This window comes from Variovorax sp. J22R115, from assembly GCF_030317005.1.
GTDB lineage: Bacteria > Pseudomonadota > Gammaproteobacteria > Burkholderiales > Burkholderiaceae_C > Variovorax.
Genome location: NZ_JASZYM010000018.1, coordinates 1 through 21,680, shown reverse-complemented (window position 1 = coordinate 21,680; position 21,680 = coordinate 1). Strand labels below are relative to the sequence as shown.

Annotated in this window: 20 protein-coding genes; 11 read left to right on the top strand and 9 right to left on the bottom strand. The window is 65.2% G+C overall.

Going from position 1 to position 21,680, the window contains the following annotated elements; genetic code table 11:
- Window positions 1–18: 18 nt before the first annotated feature.
- Entirely contained in the window at window positions 19–792 is a 774-nt protein-coding gene (gene rsmA, locus QTI04_RS27380) for a 16S rRNA (adenine(1518)-N(6)/adenine(1519)-N(6))-dimethyltransferase RsmA (RefSeq protein ID WP_286618326.1), read from the top strand.
- 333 nt (window positions 793–1,125) lie between these two features.
- On the opposite strand, the gene QTI04_RS27375 is transcribed toward rsmA, so the two are convergent.
- From QTI04_RS27375 to QTI04_RS27365, 3 genes are all read right to left on the bottom strand, one after another.
- Window positions 1,126–1,557: a barstar family protein gene (locus QTI04_RS27375; protein WP_286600797.1), complete on the bottom strand. Its 432-nt coding sequence runs from the start codon at window positions 1,555–1,557 to the stop codon at window positions 1,126–1,128.
- Window positions 1,558–1,604: 47 nt separating this feature from the next.
- Entirely contained in the window at window positions 1,605–2,018 is a 414-nt protein-coding gene (locus QTI04_RS27370; RefSeq protein WP_286618325.1) for a ribonuclease, read from the bottom strand.
- Window positions 2,019–2,201: 183 nt separating this feature from the next.
- Complete coding sequence (locus tag QTI04_RS27365; RefSeq protein ID WP_286618323.1) at window positions 2,202–4,541, bottom strand: NADP-dependent malic enzyme; 2,340 nt, start codon at window positions 4,539–4,541, stop codon at window positions 2,202–2,204.
- Between the two features lie 394 nt (window positions 4,542–4,935).
- On the opposite strand from QTI04_RS27365, the gene QTI04_RS27360 reads away from it, so the two are divergent.
- From QTI04_RS27360 to QTI04_RS27340, 5 genes are read left to right on the top strand one after another with little or no spacing between them, the layout of a single operon-like run.
- Window positions 4,936–5,979, top strand: a complete 1,044-nt coding sequence (locus QTI04_RS27360) for an SPFH domain-containing protein (protein ID WP_286618322.1) — start codon at window positions 4,936–4,938, stop codon at window positions 5,977–5,979.
- 9 nt (window positions 5,980–5,988) lie between these two features.
- On the top strand, window positions 5,989–7,464 hold the full coding sequence (locus QTI04_RS27355) for a DUF4178 domain-containing protein (RefSeq protein ID WP_286618320.1): 1,476 nt from the start codon (window positions 5,989–5,991) through the stop codon (window positions 7,462–7,464).
- A 25-nt stretch (window positions 7,465–7,489) separates the two neighbouring features.
- Complete coding sequence (locus QTI04_RS27350) at window positions 7,490–7,708, top strand: DUF350 domain-containing protein (RefSeq protein WP_286600424.1); 219 nt, start codon at window positions 7,490–7,492, stop codon at window positions 7,706–7,708.
- Window positions 7,709–7,719: 11 nt separating this feature from the next.
- A complete protein-coding gene (locus tag QTI04_RS27345; RefSeq protein ID WP_286618319.1) occupies window positions 7,720–9,261 on the top strand; it encodes a polyamine aminopropyltransferase in 1,542 nt (513 codons plus the stop codon).
- 2 nt (window positions 9,262–9,263) lie between these two features.
- Entirely contained in the window at window positions 9,264–10,859 is a 1,596-nt protein-coding gene (locus QTI04_RS27340) for an FAD-dependent oxidoreductase (RefSeq protein WP_286618318.1), read from the top strand.
- A 10-nt stretch (window positions 10,860–10,869) separates the two neighbouring features.
- Here QTI04_RS27340 and QTI04_RS27335 read toward each other — a convergent pair whose 3' ends face one another.
- On the bottom strand, window positions 10,870–12,255 hold the full coding sequence (locus tag QTI04_RS27335; RefSeq protein ID WP_286618317.1) for an aminopeptidase P N-terminal domain-containing protein: 1,386 nt from the start codon (window positions 12,253–12,255) through the stop codon (window positions 10,870–10,872).
- Between the two features lie 261 nt (window positions 12,256–12,516).
- Between QTI04_RS27335 and QTI04_RS27330 the strand changes: the two genes are divergently transcribed.
- Window positions 12,517–14,460 carry a hypothetical protein gene (locus QTI04_RS27330; RefSeq protein WP_286618315.1) on the top strand — a complete coding sequence of 648 codons (1,944 nt, stop codon included), beginning with the start codon at window positions 12,517–12,519 and terminating at the stop codon, window positions 14,458–14,460.
- A gap of 37 nt (window positions 14,461–14,497) precedes the next feature.
- Here QTI04_RS27330 and QTI04_RS27325 read toward each other — a convergent pair whose 3' ends face one another.
- Window positions 14,498–15,202 carry a nucleotidyltransferase family protein gene (locus QTI04_RS27325; RefSeq protein WP_286618428.1) on the bottom strand — a complete coding sequence of 235 codons (705 nt, stop codon included), beginning with the start codon at window positions 15,200–15,202 and terminating at the stop codon, window positions 14,498–14,500.
- Between the two features lie 11 nt (window positions 15,203–15,213).
- A complete protein-coding gene (locus QTI04_RS27320; protein ID WP_286618314.1) occupies window positions 15,214–15,603 on the bottom strand; it encodes an S-adenosylmethionine decarboxylase family protein in 390 nt (129 codons plus the stop codon).
- 100 nt (window positions 15,604–15,703) lie between these two features.
- Here QTI04_RS27320 and tkt point away from each other — a divergent pair, with 100 nt between their 5' ends.
- Window positions 15,704–17,755, top strand: coding sequence for a transketolase (tkt, locus tag QTI04_RS27315; protein ID WP_286618312.1), 2,052 nt, complete (start codon window positions 15,704–15,706; stop codon window positions 17,753–17,755).
- A 42-nt stretch (window positions 17,756–17,797) separates the two neighbouring features.
- Window positions 17,798–18,799, top strand: a complete 1,002-nt coding sequence (gene gap / locus QTI04_RS27310; protein WP_286600416.1) for a type I glyceraldehyde-3-phosphate dehydrogenase — start codon at window positions 17,798–17,800, stop codon at window positions 18,797–18,799.
- 42 nt (window positions 18,800–18,841) lie between these two features.
- Here gap and QTI04_RS27305 read toward each other — a convergent pair whose 3' ends face one another.
- Entirely contained in the window at window positions 18,842–19,150 is a 309-nt protein-coding gene (locus tag QTI04_RS27305) for a putative quinol monooxygenase (protein WP_286618310.1), read from the bottom strand.
- An 85-nt stretch (window positions 19,151–19,235) separates the two neighbouring features.
- Entirely contained in the window at window positions 19,236–19,880 is a 645-nt protein-coding gene (locus tag QTI04_RS27300; RefSeq protein ID WP_286618309.1) for a hypothetical protein, read from the bottom strand.
- A 25-nt stretch (window positions 19,881–19,905) separates the two neighbouring features.
- Between QTI04_RS27300 and QTI04_RS27295 the strand changes: the two genes are divergently transcribed.
- On the top strand, window positions 19,906–20,322 hold the full coding sequence (locus QTI04_RS27295) for a M48 family metallopeptidase (protein ID WP_286618307.1): 417 nt from the start codon (window positions 19,906–19,908) through the stop codon (window positions 20,320–20,322).
- Window positions 20,323–20,336: 14 nt separating this feature from the next.
- On the opposite strand, the gene QTI04_RS27290 is transcribed toward QTI04_RS27295, so the two are convergent.
- Entirely contained in the window at window positions 20,337–20,762 is a 426-nt protein-coding gene (locus QTI04_RS27290) for a VOC family protein (RefSeq protein ID WP_286618306.1), read from the bottom strand.
- Window positions 20,763–20,906: 144 nt separating this feature from the next.
- On the opposite strand from QTI04_RS27290, the gene QTI04_RS27285 reads away from it, so the two are divergent.
- Complete coding sequence (locus tag QTI04_RS27285; RefSeq protein WP_286618304.1) at window positions 20,907–21,554, top strand: TetR/AcrR family transcriptional regulator; 648 nt, start codon at window positions 20,907–20,909, stop codon at window positions 21,552–21,554.
- The last annotated feature ends 126 nt before the right edge of the window (window positions 21,555–21,680 follow it).

The following is a 21,680-nucleotide window of genomic DNA, read 5'->3' as shown; positions in this document are numbered from 1 at the left end:
CGGCCGAGCCTGCGCTTGATGCAGCACATCCCTCGCAAGCGCTTCGGGCAACATTTCCTGTCCGACGGCGGGATCATCGATGCGATCGTGCGCGAGATCGCACCCCAGCCCAGCGATGCGATGGTCGAGATCGGCCCGGGACTCGCGGCGCTGACGCAACCCCTGGTAGAACGGCTGGGCCGCTTGACGGTGATCGAGCTCGACCGCGATCTGGCCCAGCGCCTTCGCGGCCACGGCCAACTCAACGTGATCGAGTCCGATGTGTTGAAGGTCGACTTCGCCACTCTCGCCGCCAGCCTGGTCGTGCCGCCCGCAAAAGCCCTGCGCGTGGTGGGCAACCTGCCCTACAACATCTCCACGCCGATCCTGTTCCATCTTCTCGGCTTCGCGCACCTGATCACTGACCAGCACTTCATGCTGCAAAAAGAGGTCATCGACCGCATGGTCGCCAGACCTGCAACGTCAGACTACAGCCGCCTCAGCGTGATGCTGCAATGGCGCTATGCGATGGACAACGTCCTCTTCGTGCCGCCGGAAAGCTTCGACCCGCCCCCGCGCGTCGACAGCGCCGTCGTGCGCATGGTGCCCTTTGCCGAGCCGCCGAAGGTCGATGCCGCAAGGCTCGGTGAAATCGTCCAGGTCGCCTTCAGCCAGCGCCGCAAGCTGCTGCGCCACACCTTGGGCAAGTGGCTGGACCAGCACAGTTTCGCCGGCAGCTTCGACACCCAACGCCGCGCAGAAGAAGTGCCCGTCCAGGAATACGTCACCCTGGCCCAACAGGCCTCCCAATAAGAAAAGCCCGTCAATGACGGGCTTTAGTTCGTGAAACACCGCGGAACCGGCTAGGCCGGACCGCTGATGTTGCCCCCCGGCAGGGGGAAGGCGAAGCGACACGAAGTGCGCCTAGCCTGGGGGCGAGCAACAGTTACGCTGCGGCTAGCCAATATCCCGCGTTGAAGGGGCTGCTCATGCGCAGCGCCAGCGGGGATACGTCGACCAACTTGTCGGTTGGCATCTTTTCTGCCGTCGGGTCGGTGTTCTGGACTTCGACGGTCGGAGCCGATTCGGCGCCGTTTTGCTGAGCCTCGTTCGCCCGTTCTGCTTGGCTGGTGTGTGCAGAACGGGCTACAGAAAAGAATAGAAGCACCTGAACGGTATCTTCCGGTCTCCCCAGTAGTCCGAGGCGTCGCGGAAGATGTCGAGCAGTTGCTCGCGCGCTTCCTTGTCGAACTTGGCGTTGGCCGGGATCTGCTCGAGCACGATCACGAAGCCCGGTTGCGGGCCCGATTTGTGCAAGGGATCCGTCATGCAGTCGTACAGAGCGTCGAAGTTCTTGCCGAAGTGCTGCGGAAAGGTGAATTGCTGGGCGATCAGGTCCAGCACATCCTGCTTGGTCTGAGCGTTGCCCAGGTTGGCATAGAGGAAGTGCTGACCCGCCGCGTGCGCCGCTTCCTGCAGGTCGCTCACGCGAAATGCGCGAATCGACTGCACGATGTTAGGTCGCACGGCACGAAGGGATAAGGTCATCTCCGCTGGTCTTTCCATGGTTGTCGTCATCATTACTTCGGGGCGCTTTGGCGCGCCGCTCCAATTCAATTCATCGCTCATGGCACGATCCGCCTGAAGCTCGCATAGTGATCCGCCGTGTACCAGCAGTCCGATGGCGCCGTGCGCTCGCCTCCGCAGACGATGCGCCGTGCACCACGGTCACGCGAGCCGGGCGTTTCGACCGTGTACTCTCGGTAGTGGCCTCGCCGTTCCTGCGGCAGCAGGCGTTCGCGATTGCCGAACACCACGCCGTCTTTTTCGTATCGGAAAGGGCCACCATTCCATATGGCCCCATAAGTACGCTGGCCCTGCACCGGCAATTCGGCCAACGCGATCGTCTCCTTTGCCGGCTGATCGGCGCGGATGCCGAACCATTCGCGAGCCTGGACTCCAGTCGCCATGCTGACCAGCAACAAGCTAGTGAGCGCAAACTTGGAAACCGGGGACGTGATCGAGGCGTAAGCCGCCATGGGGCACCAGAGGAAAAAGAGCGGGGGGCCGAATCGGGGGTTTAACCTTGGGGTTAACCCGCAAATTCAAGCCCGCAAGTGTGCACCAGAGGCGCGCAAATAGCAAGCGCCTGCCCAATTCTTGAGCAAGCACAGGACGATCCGCACCGTATCGAAGTTAGCGACCGCTTTCGCTTTTTTCGCCTAGCGTTCGGCGTTGGCGTCCGCAACGGTGAGCGCTGTCATATTCACGATCCGACGCACCGTCGCGCTGGCCGTCAGGATGTGCACAGGTTTGGCCGCGCCCAGCAGGACCGGGCCGATGGCGATGTTTCCGCCCGCTGCCATCTTCAGCAAGTTGTAGGAAATATTGGCCGAGTCGATGTTCGGGAACACCAGAAGGTTCGCGTCACCCGCCAGCGCACTGTGCGGCATGACGAGGGCGCGTTGCTTGCCGTCCAAAGCGACGTCTCCGTGCATTTCTCCGTCGACTTCGAGCCATGGCGCCTGCACGCGAAGCAGATCCAACGTCTGGCGCATCTTCACGGCGCTGGGCAGGTTGCTGCTGCCGAAGTTGGAGTGCGACAGCAGAGCCGCCTTGGGCTTGAGTCCGAAGCGCATCATTTCCTCGGCCGCCATGGTCGTGATTTCCGCCAGTTCCTCGGGCGTCGGATCGTAGTTGACGTGCGTGTCGACCAGAAACACCTGCCGATTCGGCAGCAAGAGGCCGTTCATGCAAGCATAGATCGGCACGTTCTGCGGGGTGCTGGCGCAGCCGCCCGGGCGCTTGCCGATCACCTGGTCGATGTAGTGCAGGTGGATGGCCGTGGTACCCCAGGTGCCGCAGATCATCCCGTCCACGTCGCCCTTGTGCAGCAGCATCGCGCCGATCAGCGTGAGGCGGCGGCGCATCTCGATCTTGGCAGTCTGCACCGTCGTGCCCTTGCGTTCGGTCATGCGGTGGTAGGTCTGCCAGAAGTCTCGGTAGCGGCGGTCCTGCTCGACATTGACGATGTCGTAGTCAAGATCTTCCTTGAGCCGGAGGCCGAACTTCTCGATGCGCTGCGCGATGATGGCCGGGCGGCCGATCAGCGTGGGCCGTGCAATGCCTTCGTCAACCACGATCTGCGCCGCACGCAGCACTCGCTCTTCCTCGCCCTCGCAGTACGCGACCCTCTTCTTCGACGCACGCTTGGCCGCGTCGAAGATGGGTTTCATCGTCGTGCCGGAGGTGTAGACGAAGGCCTGCAGCTTGTCGCGATAGGCGTCGAGATCGGCAATCGGGCGCAGCGCCACCCCGCTCTCGGCCGCGGCCTTGGCGACCGCCGGCGCGATCTTCATCATCAATCGCGGATCGAAGGGCTTCGGGATCAGGTACTCGGGACCGAACGTCAGCTTCTCGCCGACGTAGGCCGCCGCCACGCGCTCGCTCTGCTCGGCCTGCGCCAGTTCGGCGATCGCATGCACCGCCGCGACTTCCATCTCGTCGGTGATGGTGGTCGCACCGCAATCCAACGCGCCACGGAAGATGTACGGGAAGCAGAGGACGTTGTTGACCTGGTTCGGATAGTCCGTGCGACCCGTGGCCATAACCACGTCATCGCGCACCGCGTGCGCGTCTTCCGGTGAAATTTCCGGGTTGGGGTTGGCCAGCGCGAAGATCACCGGCTTGGCCGCCATCTTCGCGACCATCGCAGGCTTGAGCACGCCGCCCGCCGACAGCCCGAGGAACACGTCGGCGCCTTCGATCACCTCGGCCAGCGTACGCGCCTCGGTCTTCTGCATGTACTGACGCTTGTCGTCGTCCATCAGTTCGGTGCGGCCTTCGTAAACCACGCCCGCCAGGTCGGTCACATAGACGTTCTCGCGCTTGAGTCCGACCTTGAGCAGCAGGTTCAGACAGGCCAGCGCCGCAGCGCCCGCGCCGGAGGTGACGAGTTTCACCTGCGAAATGTCCTTGCCCACCACCTTCAGGCCGTTCAGCATGGCCGCGGCCACCGTGATGGCGGTGCCGTGCTGGTCGTCGTGGAAGACCGGGATCTTCATGCGCTTGCGCAGTTCGCGCTCGACATAGAAGCAATCCGGAGCCTTGATGTCCTCGAGGTTGATGGCGCCGAAAGTCGGCTCCAGCGCGGCGATCACCTCGACCAGCCTGGCCGGGTCCTTTTCGTCGATCTCGATGTCGAACACATCGACGCCGGCGAACTTCTTGAACAGGACGCCCTTGCCTTCCATCACCGGCTTCGAAGCCAGCGGGCCGATGTCGCCCAGGCCGAGCACCGCCGTGCCGTTGGTGATGACCGCCACGAGATTGCCGCGGGCCGTGTACTTGAAGGCGTTCACCGGGTCCTTGACGATCTCCTCGCACGGCGCCGCGACGCCCGGGGAATAGGCCAGCGCCAGATCACGCTGGTTGACCATCTGCTTGGTCGCGGCGATCGAGATCTTGCCCGGCACTGGAAGCTCGTGGTACTCGAGCGCCGCGCGGCGCAACTCGGCACGCTTGTCTTCCGGCGTGGATATCTGAGAAGTCGAATCGGACATTGGGCCGTGCCTCCTAGGACGCTTCTTGTAAAGGGCGCCGATTGTAGACCTCGATTCCGGAGGGTGTCGGCCTCCGGCGCCAACGAGGGAAGCTTCGCAAAACACGGCTCTTACTATCTCTCCTACTTATTCTTCCTATTTAGATTAGTAGTAGTAGTAAGGGCCGCGCTTGGCTGTGGACAGGGTCATTTTCCTGTTTCGCGACAGGGACTTGCCGTAGCCGGAGTGCTGTGCGCAGCACCGCTTCGGTGCTGTCGCGCCAAAGCGAACAACTTCGAACATCGCGTCGCGCCTGTGGACAAGTGTTGCGTTGTGCCGGAACTATCCCCAGAGTTGTCCTTTGAGCGATGTGGCAATATGCCCGCCACAGAAAACCCCTGCACGAGGAGCGACCATGGCGCTGATGGATTTCATCAAGAAGCAGTTCATCGACATCATTCAGTGGACCGAAACCGGCGACGGAACACTGGCGTGGCGCTTCCCGATGGCGGAGATGGAGATCCAGAATGGCGCCTCGCTCACCGTGCGCGAGTCGCAAGTCGCCGTGTTCGTCAACGAGGGCCAGGTGGCCGACGTGTTCGGACCGGGCATGTACAAGCTCACGACACAGACGCTGCCCGTCCTCACCTATCTCAAGAACTGGGACAAGCTCTTCGAGTCGCCTTTCAAGAGCGACGTGTATTTCTTCAGTACCCGCCAGCAGGTGGATCAGAAATGGGGCACGCCCCAGCCGATCACCATTCGCGACAAGGATTTCGGCGCGGTGCGCCTGCGCGCCTTCGGCAACTACAGCTTCCGCATCGGCGATGCCAAGCTGTTCCATACCGAGATATCGGGCACGCGCGACGTCTATTCGCTGGTGGATCTCGACGGCCAGTTGCGCGGCCTCGTGCTGCAGAACATCAGCAACGCGATCGCTTCGAGCGGCGTGCCATTCCTCGATCTCGCTGCCAATCAGATCCAGTTCGCGGAAGCGCTCGCGACGCAGCTCGTCCCTGCGTTCGCGAAGATCGGCATCAAGCTGGAGAACATCACCGTCCAGAACGTCTCTTTGCCGGAAGAACTCCAGAAAGTTCTCGACCAGAAGATTGGCATGGGCATGGTCGGCAACGACATGGGCAAGTTCATGCAGTACCAGACGGCGCAGGCGATCCCGAAATTTGCCGAAGGTGCGGGCAGCGGTGGCGGCATCGCCGGCGATGCGATGGGGTTGGGCGCGGGCGTCGCGCTGGGCCAGGTGCTGGCACAGAACCTGTCGCAAGGGCTCAGCCAGAACAACCCGGCCGCAGCTCCGGCTCAGCAGCCGGTAGTCGCGGTCGTCAATCCGGCCGATGTGATGACCACGCTCGAAAAGCTCGGCGAACTGAAGGCCAAAGGCATCCTCACACAGGAAGAATTCGACGCCAAAAAGGCGGAGCTGCTGAAAAAGCTCGTCTGATCCGCCCCGTTGGCTTCCGACTCTCCCCAGCAGCGTTACTACCGAGCGCCCTGCCCCGGCTGCGGCGCGCCGGTCGAATTTCGTTCGGCCCAATCGACGCATGCCGTCTGCCCCTATTGCCACAGCACGGTGGTGCGGCAGGGCGAGACGCTCGCGCGCACCGGCAAGATGGCGGAGCTGTTCGACGACTTCAGCCCGCTGCAACTGTTCACTGCCGGCCGCATCGATGACAAGCCCTTCACGCTGGTCGGCCGACTGCAGTACAGCCACGACGGCGGGCGCTGGACCGAATGGATCGCCGCGCTCGACGGGGAGCGCACGGGGATCCTGAGCGAAGACAACGGCGCCTTCGTCTTTGCCCTGCCTTTCGAACTGCAGCGCGTCGCGCCGCCGGCAGCGGATCTGCGCGTCGGGGCGACCACCGCCTTCAACGGCCAGAACTACACGGTCTCATCGAACGAGCAGGTCGCGCTGCTCTCGGCGCAGGGCGAACTGCCGCGCTTGCCCGAGTTGGGCCGCCGCTTTCCGGTGGTCGAATTGCGCAGCGACAAAGGGCAGGTGCTCAGTCTCGACTACGACACGAATCCCCCTGGTGTCTACCTGGGCCGCGCAGTGCGGCTCGAGGACCTGCAGCTCACCGGCTTGCGCGAGGAGTCGGCCAAGGAGGAGAGAGGCCGCAGCTTCAACTGCCCGAACTGCGGCTCGCCGGTCACCGTCAACCTCGTCGACAGCAAGAGCGTCACCTGCCCGGCTTGCAACAGCATCATCGATCTGTCGCAAGGCATCGGTGGCGAGTTGCGGCATGCGATACAGGACGAGCCGGTCCAGCCGCTGATTTCCATCGGCTCCGTTGGCCTGCTGCAAGGCGTGGACTGGCAGGTGGTCGGCTTCCAGCACCGCATGGGCGCGGCGCCCGGCGACGACGAGCACTTCGGGTGGAGCGAATACCTGCTCTACAACAAGAAGCGCGGCTTCAGCTTCCTGGTCGACGCGGAAGACGGCTGGAGCATGGTGAAGCCCACGACCGGTGCGCCGACCATGGCCGAGAGCGGCGCCCGGGCGACCTATCTCGGCAAGGTCTACCAGCAGCAGTACGCCTACAACGCGGAGACGACCTACGTCGCGGGCGAGTTCTACTGGCAGGTCCAGCGCGGGCAGAAGACCTTCAACCGCGACTTCGCCAACGGTGCCGCGTTGCTGTCGATGGAGCGCTCGGCCAACGAGCTGACCTGGTCGTCCGGCAGCAAGATCGACAGCGCGGCGGTGGCGGCGGCCTTCAGGCTCGGCGGCAAGAAAGACATGTTCAAGCGCAACGACGCGCTCCCCGTGAGCGCGGCGTCGAGCCTGGGCTGCGGGACCATCATCCTGATCGTCGTGATCATCATCATCCTGCTGATCATCCTGAGCACCTGCAGCAGCGGTTCGGGCTCGCGCAGTTCGGGCGGCTCGTATGGTGGCTATTCCAGTGGCGGCGGCCACAAGTAATGTTTTTTTTCCGGAGGTCCTCATCATGGGCATTGAATGGTTGAAGCCGGCGGTCATTCTCGGGTCGCTCCTCTACGCGCTGATCGGGGTGGTGGTCTTCTGGCTGTGCTTCCTGATCATCGACAAGCTCACGCCCTATGACCTGTGGCAAGAGATCGTCGAGAAGCAGAACGTGGCGCTGGGCCTGGTCGTTGCGGCGATGAGCCTGGGCATCTGCATCATCGTCGCGGCCGCGATCCATTGAGCGAGGCGGCCTTGTCCGCGACTACGGCCGCACGCAGCGGCCCGCAGCCTGTCGAGATCGCGCTCCTTGCCAGTGTGTTCGTGGTCGCGGCCTGTGGGCTGGTCTACGAGCTGAGCGCGGCCGCGCTCAGCTCGTACCTGCTCGGCGATTCGGTGCTGCAGTTCAGCACCATCATCGGCACTTACCTGTTCGCGATGGGCGTGGGCTCCTGGCTCTCGCGCTACTTCGAGCGGCAACTCCCCGCGCACTTCCTGCGCATCGAACTGATGGTGGCCTTGATCGGCGGCTTGTTGCCCGCCGTGCTCTTCATCGCCAATGCCTATGTTCCCGGCGCATTCCGGCTGCTGTTGTACGGGCTGGTGCTGGTGGTGGGCGCACTGGTGGGGCTCGAGATCCCGCTCGTCATGCGCATCCTCCGGCGCAACATCGTGCTGAAGGACTTGGTCTCGCAGGTCCTGACCTTCGACTATCTTGGCGCGCTCGCGGTCTCGATCGCATTCCCGCTGCTGCTCGTGCCGCAGCTCGGCATGATCCGCACCGGCCTGCTGTTCGGGCTCATGAATGCGGCCGTCGCGGTGTGGGCGCTCTGGCTCTTTCGCCACGAACTGCGAAGAGTCGGAGCGCACGCGCTCGCGTGCGGGTTGGCACTGTTCGCGCTGCTTGGCGCCTTCGTGTTCGCGGAGCACATCACGACGCTGGCGGAAGACAAGTTCTACCAGGACCGCATCGTCTTCAGCGAGACCTCGCCTTACCAGCGCATCGTGGTCACGCGCGGCAGCGCAGGGCACCGGCTCTTTCTCAACGGCAACTTGCAGTTTGCCGAGCGCGACGAATACCGCTATCACGAGGCCCTGGTGCACCCGGTGATGGCCGCGCACGGCGCACCGAAGAAGGTGGCCGTGCTCGGCGGCGGCGACGGCATGGCCGTGCGCGAGATCCTCAAGTACCCGTCGGTCGAGAACATCACCCTGGTCGAGCTCGATCCGAACATGACCCGGCTCTTCACCGAACATGAAACGCTGGCGGCGCTCAACGGCGGGTCGCTGAAATCGCCGAAGGTGCGGATCGTCAACACCGACGCCTTCCACTGGCTCCAGCAGCCGGGCGACATGTTCGACGTCATCGTGGTCGACTTCCCCGACCCGACCAACTTCGCGATCGGCAAGCTCTACACCAACTCCTTCTATGCGCTGCTCGACAAGCGACTGGCGGCAAGCGGCTACGCGGTGATACAGACCACCTCGCCGCTGGTCGCGCGAAAGAGTTTCTGGACCGTGGCTGCGACCGTCGAATCCGTCGGCCTGCGGCCAACGCCGTACCACGCGCACGTTCCAAGCTTCGGCGAGTGGGGCTACATCATCGCGAGCCGGCGGCCGTACCGGCAACCCGATGCGTTGCCCGAAGGCTTGCGCTTCCTGTCGGCTCAGAGCGTGCCCTTGCTGTTCGACTTTCCGCGGGACATGGCGCGGGTCCCGGCTGAAGTGAACCGGCTATCGAACCAGACACTCGTCATCACCTACGAGCAGGAATGGGGCAAGGTCTCCGGACACTAGGAATGAAGCGCCGCGAGTTCCTGGGTGCCGCGATCGCGAGCACAGCCGCCCTGGCCGGCTGCGATGCCCGGCATGACATCGCGGGCGGCTTTACCGGCATCGACCTGGGGCGCGGCCATGCGTTGCGTGACGGCACATGGGTTGCCGGCGCGGCGCCTGGCAGCACGCGGCGCACGCGGGTCGTGATCGCGGGCGGCGGCGTCGCAGGGCTCGCGGCGGCGCGTGCACTGCGACTTGCCGGCGTCGACGACTTCGTGCTGCTCGAACTCGAAGACGCACCCGGTGGCAACAGCCGTGGCGGCATGGTCGAGGGCATCGCCTGCCCGCTCGGCGCGCACTACCTGCCAGTGCCGGGCGACGATGCGCACGAAGTGCAGGACCTGCTCGAAGAACTCGGCCTGAGGCGGCGCGTATCGGGCCGTTGGGAATACGACGAACGCCACCTGTGCCACAGCCCGCAGGAGCGCCTCTTCTTTGGCGGCGCATGGCAGGAAGGCCTGCTGCCCGTACAAGGCGTGGAGGAAGCGACTCTTGCGCAGTACCGCCGGTTTTCGCTGCGCGTGGAAGCGTTGCGTCGCGAAGCGCGCTTCACGATCCCGACGCTGAGGGCTGAACCGGCGCCGCTCCTCGTGGCGCTGGACGCATTGACTTTCCAGACATGGCTCGAGCGTGAAGCCTTCACTGATCCGCACCTGCGCTGGTACCTCGACTACTGCTGCCGCGACGACTATGGGGCGGGTTCGTCCCACGTGTCAGCCTGGGCCGGCATCCACTACTTCGCCAGCCGCCACGGCTTTCACGCGCCGGGCGACAACAACGCCGAGCGGGACGCCGTGCTGACCTGGCCCGAAGGCAACGGCTGGCTGACGCGGCGGTTGGCCAGTCCGCTGGGCGAGCGATTGAATTCGGGCCATGTCGTCACGCGCATCGCCGAAACGCGCGCCGGCGTCGAAGTCGATGTCTTCGACGTCGCCTCCCGGTCGCGCGTGCGCTGGCAGGCCGACCGCTGCATCGTCGCGATGCCGGTGTTCGTTGCCGCGCGTGTCGTCGAGAACCCGCCCGAGGTGCTGCGCCATGCCGCAACGCACCTGCGCTATTCGCCCTGGCTCGTCGCCAACGTGCATGTGCGCTCGCCGCTTGCCGATCGGTCCGGCGCTGCGCCGAGCTGGGACAACGTGGTCTACGGCGCGCGCGGACTCGGCTATGTCGACGCCCGCCACCAGACGCTCGACCCGACACCCCGCGCTACGGTCTTGAGCTGGTACCGGCCGCTCGGCCCGAGCGCCTTCGATGGAGCGGACGGTCGCCGCGAGTTGCTCGACCGGCCATGGACGGCCTGGCGCGATGACCTGCTGGCGGAACTCTCGGTGCCGCATCCCGACCTTCGGGACCTCGCGACGCGCATCGACATCACTCGCTACGGCCACGCCATGGCGATCCCCGAGCCCGGCCTCCTGCGCCGGCTCGGATCGCTGTCAACGCGCGGACCGGGGCTGATCGGCACCGAACGCCTGAGCTTTGCGCACAGCGACTGGTCCGGCTATTCCATCTTCGAGGAAGCCTTCACCCGTGGCCATCTCGCCGGCGTCGCGCGCTAGCCGGGGCTGCTCAGCCCTTCATCAATGCTTCAATTTCATCGCCGTCGACCGGCACGCCGCGCGAAATCAGTTCGCAGCCGCCTTCGGTGACGATGGCGTCGTCCTCGATGCGGATCCCGATGTTGTGAAACTGCTCGGGCACGCCTTCGCCAGGGCGCACATAGATGCCCGGCTCGATGGTCAGCACCATTCCCGGATGCAGGATGCGGCTCGGCCGGTTCTTGATCAACTCGTTGGAGAGCGGATCCCTGCGCTCGCTCACCTCGCCCACCTGCGTCGGCTCGACGTAGCTGCCGCAGTCGTGCACGTCCATGCCGAGCCAGTGACCGGTGCGGTGCATATAGAACGGAAAGTAGGCGCGCTTCTCGATCACGTCCTCGACGCTGCCCACCTTGTCGGCATCGAGCAGGCCCAGGTCCAGCATGCCTTGCGACAACACTTTGACCGTCGCTTCGTGCGGATCGTTGAAGCGATTTCCCGCCCGGGTGGCCGCGACTGCTGCCTCCTGGCTCGCCAGCACCAGGTCATAGAGCGCACGCTGGGGCCCGGTGAACTTGCCGTTGGCGGGGAAGGTCCGCGTGATGTCGCTGGCATAGCCGTCGAGTTCGCAGCCGGCGTCGATCAGCACCAGCTCGCCGTCCCGCACCGGTGCGGTGTCGGCCCGGTAGTGCAGCACGCACGCATTGGCGCCCGCAGCGACGATCGAACCGTAGGCCGGGTACTGCGAACCGCCCAGGCGAAATTCGTGCAGCAGCTCGGCGTCGAGATGGAACTCGCGAACGTCCTTGCCCTCGCGCAGCATGCGCGCCGACAACTGCATCGCACGGATGTGAGCCCGGGCGCTGATCTGCGCGGCGCGTCGCATCACGTCCTGTTCGTGGGCGTCTTTCACCAGCCGCATCTCGTCGAGCGGGCCGCAGAGGTCGCGCTGTTCCTCGGGGCACAGCGCGCCGAAGCGCACCCGCGCGCGCACGGCCGAGAGCCAGCCGTCCACCCGCGTCTCCAGCCCCTTGTGCGTCGCGAAGGGATACCAGACGACGGACTTGTTCTCGAGCAGGCGCGGAAGGCGGGTGTCGAGCTCGTCGACCGAGTAGGCCTCGTCGACCCCCAACGCCGCCGGCGCGGCCTCGGGGCCAAGCCGGTAGCCGTCCCAGATCTCGCGCTCCAGATCCTTGGGCGCGCAGAACAGGGTGGAGCGGCCGTCTCCCGACAGCACCAGCCAGGCGTTCGGCTCGGCGAAGCCGGTCAGGTAATAGAAGTAGCTGTCGTGCCGGTACAGAAAGTCGCTGTCCCGGTTGCGCTGGCGCTCCGGAGCGGTCGGAACGATGGCGATGCCGTCCGCGCCTAAATAAGTAGAAAGATGTAATCGACGGGGGGCTTGATGATTTGCGGTCATAACGTCACTATTCGCTACCGTTGTAATTGATTCCTAGGAATAACAAAAACACAAGGAAAAGATTTGCAAGAAGGTTTGCGCTGTAGGACCTTTCCCACGTAAAAACCCACAACTTTGTTATTTTGGAGGTGTTTTTTGTTGAAAGTTCTACATAAGAGCGCGATTTTGCTTGCAGTTGGCGCTAGTGTGCTCTCGGCGTGTGGCGGTGGGGGTAGCGGAGGCGGCGGTTCACTGGGTGCAGCGGCCGCGGCAGATCCAGCCGTGGCTGCAGCATTGGCCGCCGCAGCGGCGGGCGGCGCAGCAGCGGGCGACCCGGCAGCGGGCGGCGGCAGCAGTCCCAGCGTGACCGGCCCAGGCTCGAACAGCCCGACCACGACCCCGGCGAGCCCAGACATCGTCGACGGCAACCAGACCGTCGCAACCGACGCCTACCGCGCCATGGCCGCGCAGCTGAGCAAGCCGACGGGTATCGACTACCGCTACGGCCCCAGTGCCGCCGCCTACGGCGTCGGGAACGGCGGCATGCCGACGCTGTATGCGCGGGATGCCCGCGCGCAACTCGGTTCGCCGGCGCCGAGCCATCCCTTCTACTGGCAGGTTGGCGGTCCGCCGTCCGCGAGCGCGGGCGCCTACTCGACCAACCAGGCCAACATGGTCTTCGTGGCCGACAACCCCGCGCAACGCATCGGGGTGGCCGACTTCCAGGTGTCGGGCTACATGTACAACACCTTCGCGCAACTGCCTCAGCTGGGCTGGACGCGCGCGGCGGTCTCCGGTGGCGGCATCGACGGCATCAACGCGATGGCCTTCAAGGCCTCGGGCGTGGCGAGCAGCGACCCGATCGCCGTGGGACGCTGCACGGGCCGCTCCGGCTTCTGCAACGAGAGCCTGGTGGCCTACCAGAACGGCGTGATCGCCACCGCGGGCAGCAACACCTCCGCCAACCAGGCCTCGGTGAAACTGCCGGCCAACAAGGTGCCGACCGCGATCGCGATGACGACCCAGAGCGAATTCGCGCTGGTCACGGTCTGGGACACGACGGCCATGAAGGGCCAGGTGGCAGTGATCGCGCTGGCCGGCCTGTGCGACGGCTGCGATCCCTACAACAACGGCACCAATGGCCAGCGCGCCTATTACAAGTGGTGGAACGAGTGGATGGCGACCTACCCCGGCCTGCCAAACATGGGCAACATCGCGTTCATGAAGATCCTCGGCTACGTCGATCTTCCGGGCATGACTGCGCCGACGGAGATCGCGGCCACCACGGGCCTCGACCAATTCCAGACCTTCAATGGCGCCGACTTCGTCGGCTACGACAACACGCCGCTGTCGAGCAACTGGCAGAGCTTCACCGGCTCGGGCGCGAACGCCAGCCGCTACGCCAAGGGCGGCATGGCGGTGGTGATCTCCAAGTCGGAGCAGAAGGCCGCGTTCATCGACCTCAAGCCGCTCTTCAGCTACGTCAACGGCGTCTACTTCAGCGCCAACGTGACGCAGACGAGCAACCTGGGACAGGGTGACAGCCAATGGCCGTACACCTTCGCGAACACGCCGTCGCAAACGCCGACGGTGGTCAAGACGGTGTCGCTGTCGGCCAAGCCCACGGCGGTGAAGACCACCGTATTCGGCAGCCCGCAACGCGCCTGGATCGCCACGCAGGACGGCACGCTGCACATCTACAGCATCGACGGCTACGCGCCGGGCGGCACGGCGGCTTCGCCATCGGCGAGCGCCATTGCCGAGGTGGGCACCGTGACGGGCATCGGCCGCAATCCGACCTCGCTGGGGACCTCCAAGGGTGAGCCGACCGACGGCAGCATCGAGCCGCTGAACCGGCAGATCCTGGTGGCCTCGCGCGGTGACCGCAAGGTCTCGTGGGTGCGCTTCGCGAGCAACGGCAACAGCGGCACGATCGTGCGGACCCTGCAGGACACGCGCCTGGTCGATCCGATCGCCGTGGAGGATGCGGACAACTTCGCCAACCCCGGCTACCTGACCAGCGTGACCGACTACGCCGGCAAGGCGGTGCGCAACTACCGCTACGGGCCGGTGATCTTCTCCGACGGCGGCGCATGCCCGAGGTCCACCGGCGGCTGCGTTGTCACGCCGACCAGCGCCGGCGGTGTCACGTACAACATCGAGTACGGCGGCGCGCTGGATGTGCCTGGCGCACCGTTCCAGATGACGACGACCAATGTGCCCTGATCCGAGCACCGCATAGTGCCCATCGAAACCGCCCGCCTCACGCGGGCCGTTTTTTTTCGTTCAGTTCCCGCAGGCGATCCGGCGTCCCGACATCGGCCCACTGCCCCATGTACATCTCCGCGCTGACACAGCCCGCGTCCACGGCGGCGCGCAGCAGCGGCGCCAGTGCGGCTTTCACCCCCTGGGCGTTGCCGGGCGCAATGGCGCAATACGGCGGTGCGAACAACTCGGTGCGATAGAGAGCGATGGTCGAGAAGGTGTACTTCTGCGCCGCATCGTTCAGCGCAGCGCCGACCGACCCGATCCCGAAGTCGCCTTTCAGGTTGTGCGCCGGATTCGGGACCAGCCACAGATGCGCGAGCCGACCGCTCGCCGCGAAGCGATCGACCGCCTGTTGCGTGAACAGGAAGTCCGGAGCGAATACGTCGCCTGCCACAACCCAGAACATCTCGCCCAGCAGGGGCAGCGCGCGAACGATGCCGCCTGCCGTCTCGAGCGCGCCGCCGAAGTCGCGGCCCTCATGCGAATAGGAGAGGCTCGAGTCCTGGTACCGCGCACCAAAGCGCTCCGGAATCTGCTCGCCCAGCCACGCCGTGTTGACCACCAGTTCGGTGAAGCCGCCCGACGCCAGCGCCTGCATCGGCCATTGAATCAGCGCCTTGCCTTGCACTTCGAGCAGGGGCTTGGGTGTCGCGTCCGTCAAAGGCCGCATGCGTTCGCCGCGCCCCGCGGCCAGGATCATCGCCTTGATGCTCATGCTGCCGGGGCCCTGATCGCGCCGCGCTGCAGCGTATGCCGTTCCACGTGTCGGGGCATGAAGAGCGCCTCCAGCGCGTCCATCACCGCCCTGGCCTTGGCGGAATGGTCGCCGCCGAAGTTGCAGACGTAGACATCGAGCGTCACGCCGCCCTGCTCGGGCCAGGTGTGGACGCACAGATGCGACTCGGCCAGCAGCACCGTGGCCGTCACGCCGCCCGGGCCCGTCGAGGTCGCGGGGAAGGCATGCGCGAGCTTGCCGACCACCTGCAGACCCACCGTTTCCGCGACTCTCGCGCACGCGGCGCCGAGGGCTTGCGCGTCCACCAGCCATTGCGTCGCGCAGCGGCAATCGTGAAGGTCGGCGGTGAGGTGAAGGCCATGCATGGGCGGCACTCTAGCAGCCCCTCCACGCCCATTTCGGGAACCGTCCACCACGCCCGCTAAAATGCCGGGTTCCCCCTAACTTGCTCCCAGGAAGCCACAGATGGCCAACCAAGCCTTGATGGCCAACGCGATTCGTGCGTTGGCAATGGATGCCGTTCAACTCGCCAACTCGGGGCATCCTGGCGCACCGATGGGCATGGCCGACATGGCTGTCGCGCTGTGGGGCGAGCATCTCAAGCACAACCCCGCCAATCCGCAATGGTTCGATCGCGACCGCTTCGTGCTGTCGAACGGTCACGCCTCGATGCTCATCTACTCGGTGCTGCATCTCACGGGCTACGCGCTGCCCATCGAAGAACTCAAGCACTTCCGCCAGCTGCACAGCAAGACGGCGGGCCACCCTGAAACCGGGATCACGCCCGGCGTGGAAACCACCACCGGTCCGCTCGGCCAGGGCATCACCAATGCGGTCGGCTTCGCCCTCGCAGAAAAGCTGCTGGCCTCAGAGTTCAACCGCAAGGGCCACGACATCGTCGACCATCACACCTATGCCTTCCTCGGCGACGGCTGCCTGATGGAAGGCATCAGCCACGAAGCCGCCGCTCTGGCTGGCGCCTGGAAGCTCGGCAAGCTGATCGCCCTGTACGACGACAACGGCATCTCCATCGACGGCCCGGTCAAGCCCTGGTTCATCGACAACACCGAAGAACGCTTCAAGGCCTATGGCTGGCACGTGATCGGCCCGATCGACGGCCACGACACCAAGGACGTGTCCAAGGCCATCGAAAAGGCGAAGAACCACGGCGACAAGCCCACGCTCATCATCTGCAAGACGCAGATCGGCAAGGGCAGCCCGAACCGCGCCAACACCGCCAAGGCCCACGGCGAGCCGCTGGGCGCCGACGAGATCGGACTCACCCGCAGCGCGCTGCAGTGGACCCATCCGCCCTTCGAGCTGCCGCCGGCGGTGTACGAGGAATGGGACGCCAAGGCTGCCGGGGCCAAGGCCGAAGCCGCCTGGAACGACAAGTTCGCTGCTTACACGCAAGCCTTTCCGGACCTGGCTGCGGAGTTCACGCGCCGCATGAAGGGCGAGCTGCCGAAGAACTTCCACCAGACCGCGTTCGACACGGTGGTCGCCGCCCACACCAAGGGCGAGACCGTGGCTTCGCGCAAGGCCTCGCAGCTGGCGCTCGAATCCTTCACGGCCGCGCTGCCCGAGCTGCTCGGCGGCAGCGCCGACCTGACCGGCTCGAACCTCACCAACACCAAGAGCACGCCGAGCCTGCGCTTCGACAGCCACGGCGCCGTGGTCCGCAGCGAAGGCAACGAGCAGTTCCCGGACGGCCTGCCAGGGCGGCACATCAACTACGGCGTGCGCGAGTTCGGCATGGCGGCCATCATGAACGGCGTGGCGCTGCATGGCGGCTACATCCCCTACGGCGGCACCTTCCTGACCTTCAGCGACTACAGCCGCAACGCCATCCGCATGGCCGCGTTGATGAAGAAGCGCGTGATCCACGTCTTCACGCACGACTCCATCGGCCTCGGCGAAGACGGCCCGACGCACCAGTCGATCGAGCATGCCGCGTCGCTGCGCCTGATCCCGAACCTCGATGTCTGGCGTCCCGGTGACACGGCAGAGACCGCCGTCGCCTGGGCCGTCGCGCTGCAGAATGCCAACCGCCCGACCGCGCTGCTGCTGTCGCGCCAGAACCTGCCCTACTCGCCCAAGAAGGACCTGAGCGACATCAGCAAGGGCGCCTACGTGCTCTCCGAGCCCGAAGCGGTGGGCCTGAAGAACAAGAACCTCAAGGCCGTCATCATCGCGACCGGTTCCGAAGTGCAGCTCGCGCTCAAGGCGCAGGAGTTGCTCGCCGCGAAGAAGATCGCTGTGCGCGTCGTCTCCATGCCTTCCACCACCACCTTCGACCGCCAAGATGTGGCCTACAAGAAGAGCGTGCTGCCCAAGGGAACGCCGCGCATCGCGGTCGAAATGGGCGCCACCGACGGCTGGTGGAAGTACGGCGTGGCGGCCGTCGTCGGCATCGACACCTATGGCGAATCGGCGCCGGCGGGCGTGCTGTTCAAGCATTTCGGATTCACGGCAGAGAACGTCGCTGCCACGGTCGAAGCGGCGCTCAAGCGCTGAAGTCGATCACACCCAGTTTTCAACCATCCAGGAGCAAAAGACATGGCTATCAAACTCGGCATCAACGGCTTCGGTCGCATCGGTCGCAACGTGCTTCGCGCGGCGGTGCAGAACTTCAAGAACGACATCGAGATCGTTGCCATCAACGACCTGCTCGAGCCCGAATACCTCGCCTACATGCTGCAGTACGACTCGGTGCATGGCCGCTTCCAGGGCGAAGTCAACGTCGAAGGCAACACCCTCATCGTCAACGGCAAAAAGATCCGCCTCACGCAGGAGCGCGACCCCGCGCAACTGAAGTGGAGCGACGTCGGCGCCGACATCGTGCTCGAATCCACCGGCCTGTTCCTGACCAAGGAAACGGCGCAGAAGCACATCGACGCCGGCGCGAAGAAGGTCATCCTCTCCGCGCCGAGCAAGGACGACACCCCCATGTTCGTCTACGGCGTGAACGACAAGAAGTACGCCGGCGAAGCCATCATCAGCAACGCCAGCTGCACGACCAACTGCCTGGCGCCGCTGGCCAAGGTGCTGAACGACAAATGGGGCATCAAGCGTGGCCTGATGACCACCGTGCACGCCACCACCGCGACGCAGAAGACCGTCGACGGGCCGAGCAACAAGGACTGGCGCGGCGGCCGCGGCATCCTGGAAAACATCATTCCGTCGAGCACCGGTGCTGCCAAGGCCGTGGGCGTGGTCATCCCCGAGCTCAACAAGAAGCTCACGGGCATGAGCTTCCGCGTGCCGACCTCCGACGTGTCGGTCGTCGACCTCACGGTTGAACTGGTCAAGGAAGCCACCTACGCCGAGATCTGTGCCGAAATGAAGGCGCAGAGCGAAGGCGCGCTGAAGGGCGTGCTGGGCTACACCGAAGACAAGGTCGTCGCCACCGATTTCCGCGGCGACCCGCGCACCTCGATCTTCGACGCCGAAGCCGGTATCGCGCTGGACGGCACCTTCGTCAAGCTCGTGAGCTGGTACGACAACGAGTGGGGCTACTCGAACAAGTGCCTTGAGATGGTTCGCGTGATTGCGAAGTAAGCGAATCGCTCCGATAGAAAACGCGCCCGAGGGCGCGTTTTTTCACACCGGCTCCAGGACGTGGATCAGCCGGCTCTCAGTCCAATCCTTCACCTTCGCCCCATAAGCCGCCATGTGCGGCGCGGCCGAGTGCGCCTGCAGCGCGGCCAGCGTTTCCCACTTCTCGACCACCACGAAGGTGTCCGGGCCGAAACTGCCTCGCGAGGCGGGCATGCCGGCAGCGTCGATGGTCGCGGTGTATTCGATGCAGCCTTCCTCGGCGAGCACGGCCGGCCGGTTGGCGCGGTAGGCCTCGAGGATCAGGTCGCGTTGGCCTGGCTTGGCGGTGATGACGGCGACGACGTGAATCATGTGCGGATGCTCCTGTGTGTTGGACCATCGAATCTAAGGGGAACCGCGTGCCATTGCCTGTCGCGTCGGAGGCCGTCTGGTGACATCAGGTCTTCATGTGGGTGGGCCGCGCCCGATACCACCCGCGGTCAGGCATCTCATGCAGGTGGTGAAGGCTCGTGCCCAGCGTCACGAAACTGAGGGCGCCGCGGCGTTTCAGCGCCTCGGTCACGACAGCACTGGGCTGTTGCCCGGCGTCGAGGCTGACCGAGATGAACGCCGACTTCGTGTAGGTGCGGGCCGTCCGAGGTTTGCAGTGGCCGACGATGCGATCCAGAACCCTCGCCGACAAATGGTCCGCACTGCCCCCGTTGGGCGCCTGGATGAGACGCAGGCTTGCCGGAAGATCGATGCCCAGCTGCTCCGCGTAGGTGGCCGCGGCGTCGAGGGCCCCGACACCTGCGCGCCCCGTCAGCACCACGCCGCGGCCGTCGAAGTCGGCGTGCAGCACCACGCTCGATTCGTTCTCGGCGGTGGTGGCTGCGCCAACCCGCAGGCGCGCGCCCGTCCAGCGATGGACCCAGTGGCGTGACGAGGCGAGAAACGCGGAAAGGCGCCGGCGCGGCGCGATGGCCGGCTGGCCGAAGGCGGGAAGCAGGGTATCCAGATACCAGTCCCGCTGCGGCGACAACACGGTGAAAGGCCCGATGCTGGCGCCAGCAAAGGGTTCGCGAACAGGGATCCAGCTCAAGGTGGTCATCGATGCAGAAGGCCCCGTGACTGCGCGAATGCGTGGCGGCTATATCGCGGTCAGGACGGCGCAGGGTGAACCGGCGCTGATTCGCTCGGCGCTGGACGCGTGGTACGCCACGCGCGCGCGCGAGGTGCTGGCTGCGCGCATGGCGTCCGTGGCTGCGTCGCTGAAATGGGTGCGCACGCCACCGCCGCTCCGGCTTCAGCCGATGAAGCGACAGTGGGGAAGTTGCTCACCCACCGGCCTCCTGACGCTGAACCCGCATCTCGTGAAGGCACCACGCGATTGCATCGACTACGTGATCGTCCACGAGCTGTGCCACCTGAAGGAGCACAACCACGGGCCGCGTTTCCATCGCCTGCTCGAAGTCGAGATGCCGGGCTGGCGCGCGGTGAAGGAGCGGCTCGACGGGCTGGCCGAGCAGATCCTGAGAACATGAGGGCGCGAAGCCGCTCAGCTCTTGACCAGGACCATCCACGACACGCCGAAGCGGTCTGCCACCATGCCGAAGGCCGGCGAGAAAAAGGTCTTGCTCATCGGCATCTGCACCTGCCCGCCCTCGCCCAGCGCGGCGAACAGGCGCTGGGCCTCGGCTTCGTCTTCCGCCAGCAACGAGAGGGAGAAGCCCTGGAACACGGGCTTGCCGGAGTTGCGACCATCGGAGGCCATCAGCGTCGTGCCGCCCACGGTGAAGCTCGCGTGCATCACCTTGTCACCGGGGATCGGCGTGCCATCGGAGGCGCATCCCTCGCCGGCCGCGGGCTCGGGGTTCTCCTTGAAGCGCATCAGCATCGTGACCTCGGCGCCCACGGCCTTGCGATAGAACTCGAGCGCCTCCTCGCAGCGGCCGTCGAAAAAGAGATAAGACTGGACTTCCATGATGTTCTCCTTGCAGGTGGTGAGAGGGAATGTGAGTGGATCAGCTTTGCGGCGGCATGCCCGATGGGGGAAATGCGTCACGTTGTGTACAACGTCCACAAGACAATAGCAAAGATAATGGACGCCGTCCACATGAAAGACTCGATGCCCACCCCGATCGCGCCCAGCCCTCTTCCACGCAGCACCTACCGCCATGGCGACTTGCGGCGCGCATTGCTGGAGGCGGGTGTCGAGCTCGCGCGCGCCGGCGGGCCGGATGCAGTCGTGCTGCGCGAGGCGACGCGTCGTGCGGGCGTGGTTCCCAATGCGGCTTACCGGCACTTCGCGAGCCGGCAGGCGCTGCTGCAGGCGGTGCGTGCGGCGGCCCTGTCCGCGGTGGCCTTTGCCATGGAAGCCGAGTTGTCCGCCTTGCGCTCCACGCGCAAGCCGGCGGACTTTGCGCGCGCGAGCGTGCGCGCCGTCGGCACCGGCTACCTGCGTTTTGCCCAGGCCGAGACGGGCCTGTTCCGCACGGCCTTCGCAACAGTGGTGGATGTGGGGGACGCACCCGCCGAGACCAAGAGCGGCCAGAGCGGCCTGAACCCTTTCGAGCTGCTGGGCGCGGCGCTGGACCGACTGGTCGATGCCGGCGTGATGCCGCCCGAACGCCGCCCCGGCGCGGAGTTCCTCGCCTGGTCGGCCGTGCATGGACTGGCCCTGCTCATCATCGACGGACCCTTGCGCGGCATGCCGCGTGAGCAGACCGATGCACTGGGGCAGCGGTTGCTGGACATGGTGGAGAAGGGCCTGTAGACACCCAACGGGCTAATATGGCCCGTTTTGTCAAGCGAGCGCGAGGTGTTTCCTCGCGAAGCTTCGCGACAGCCCATGGGGACGACGAAGTCTAAAAAGGCGTCACACCGGCACCTTGGGACTCGA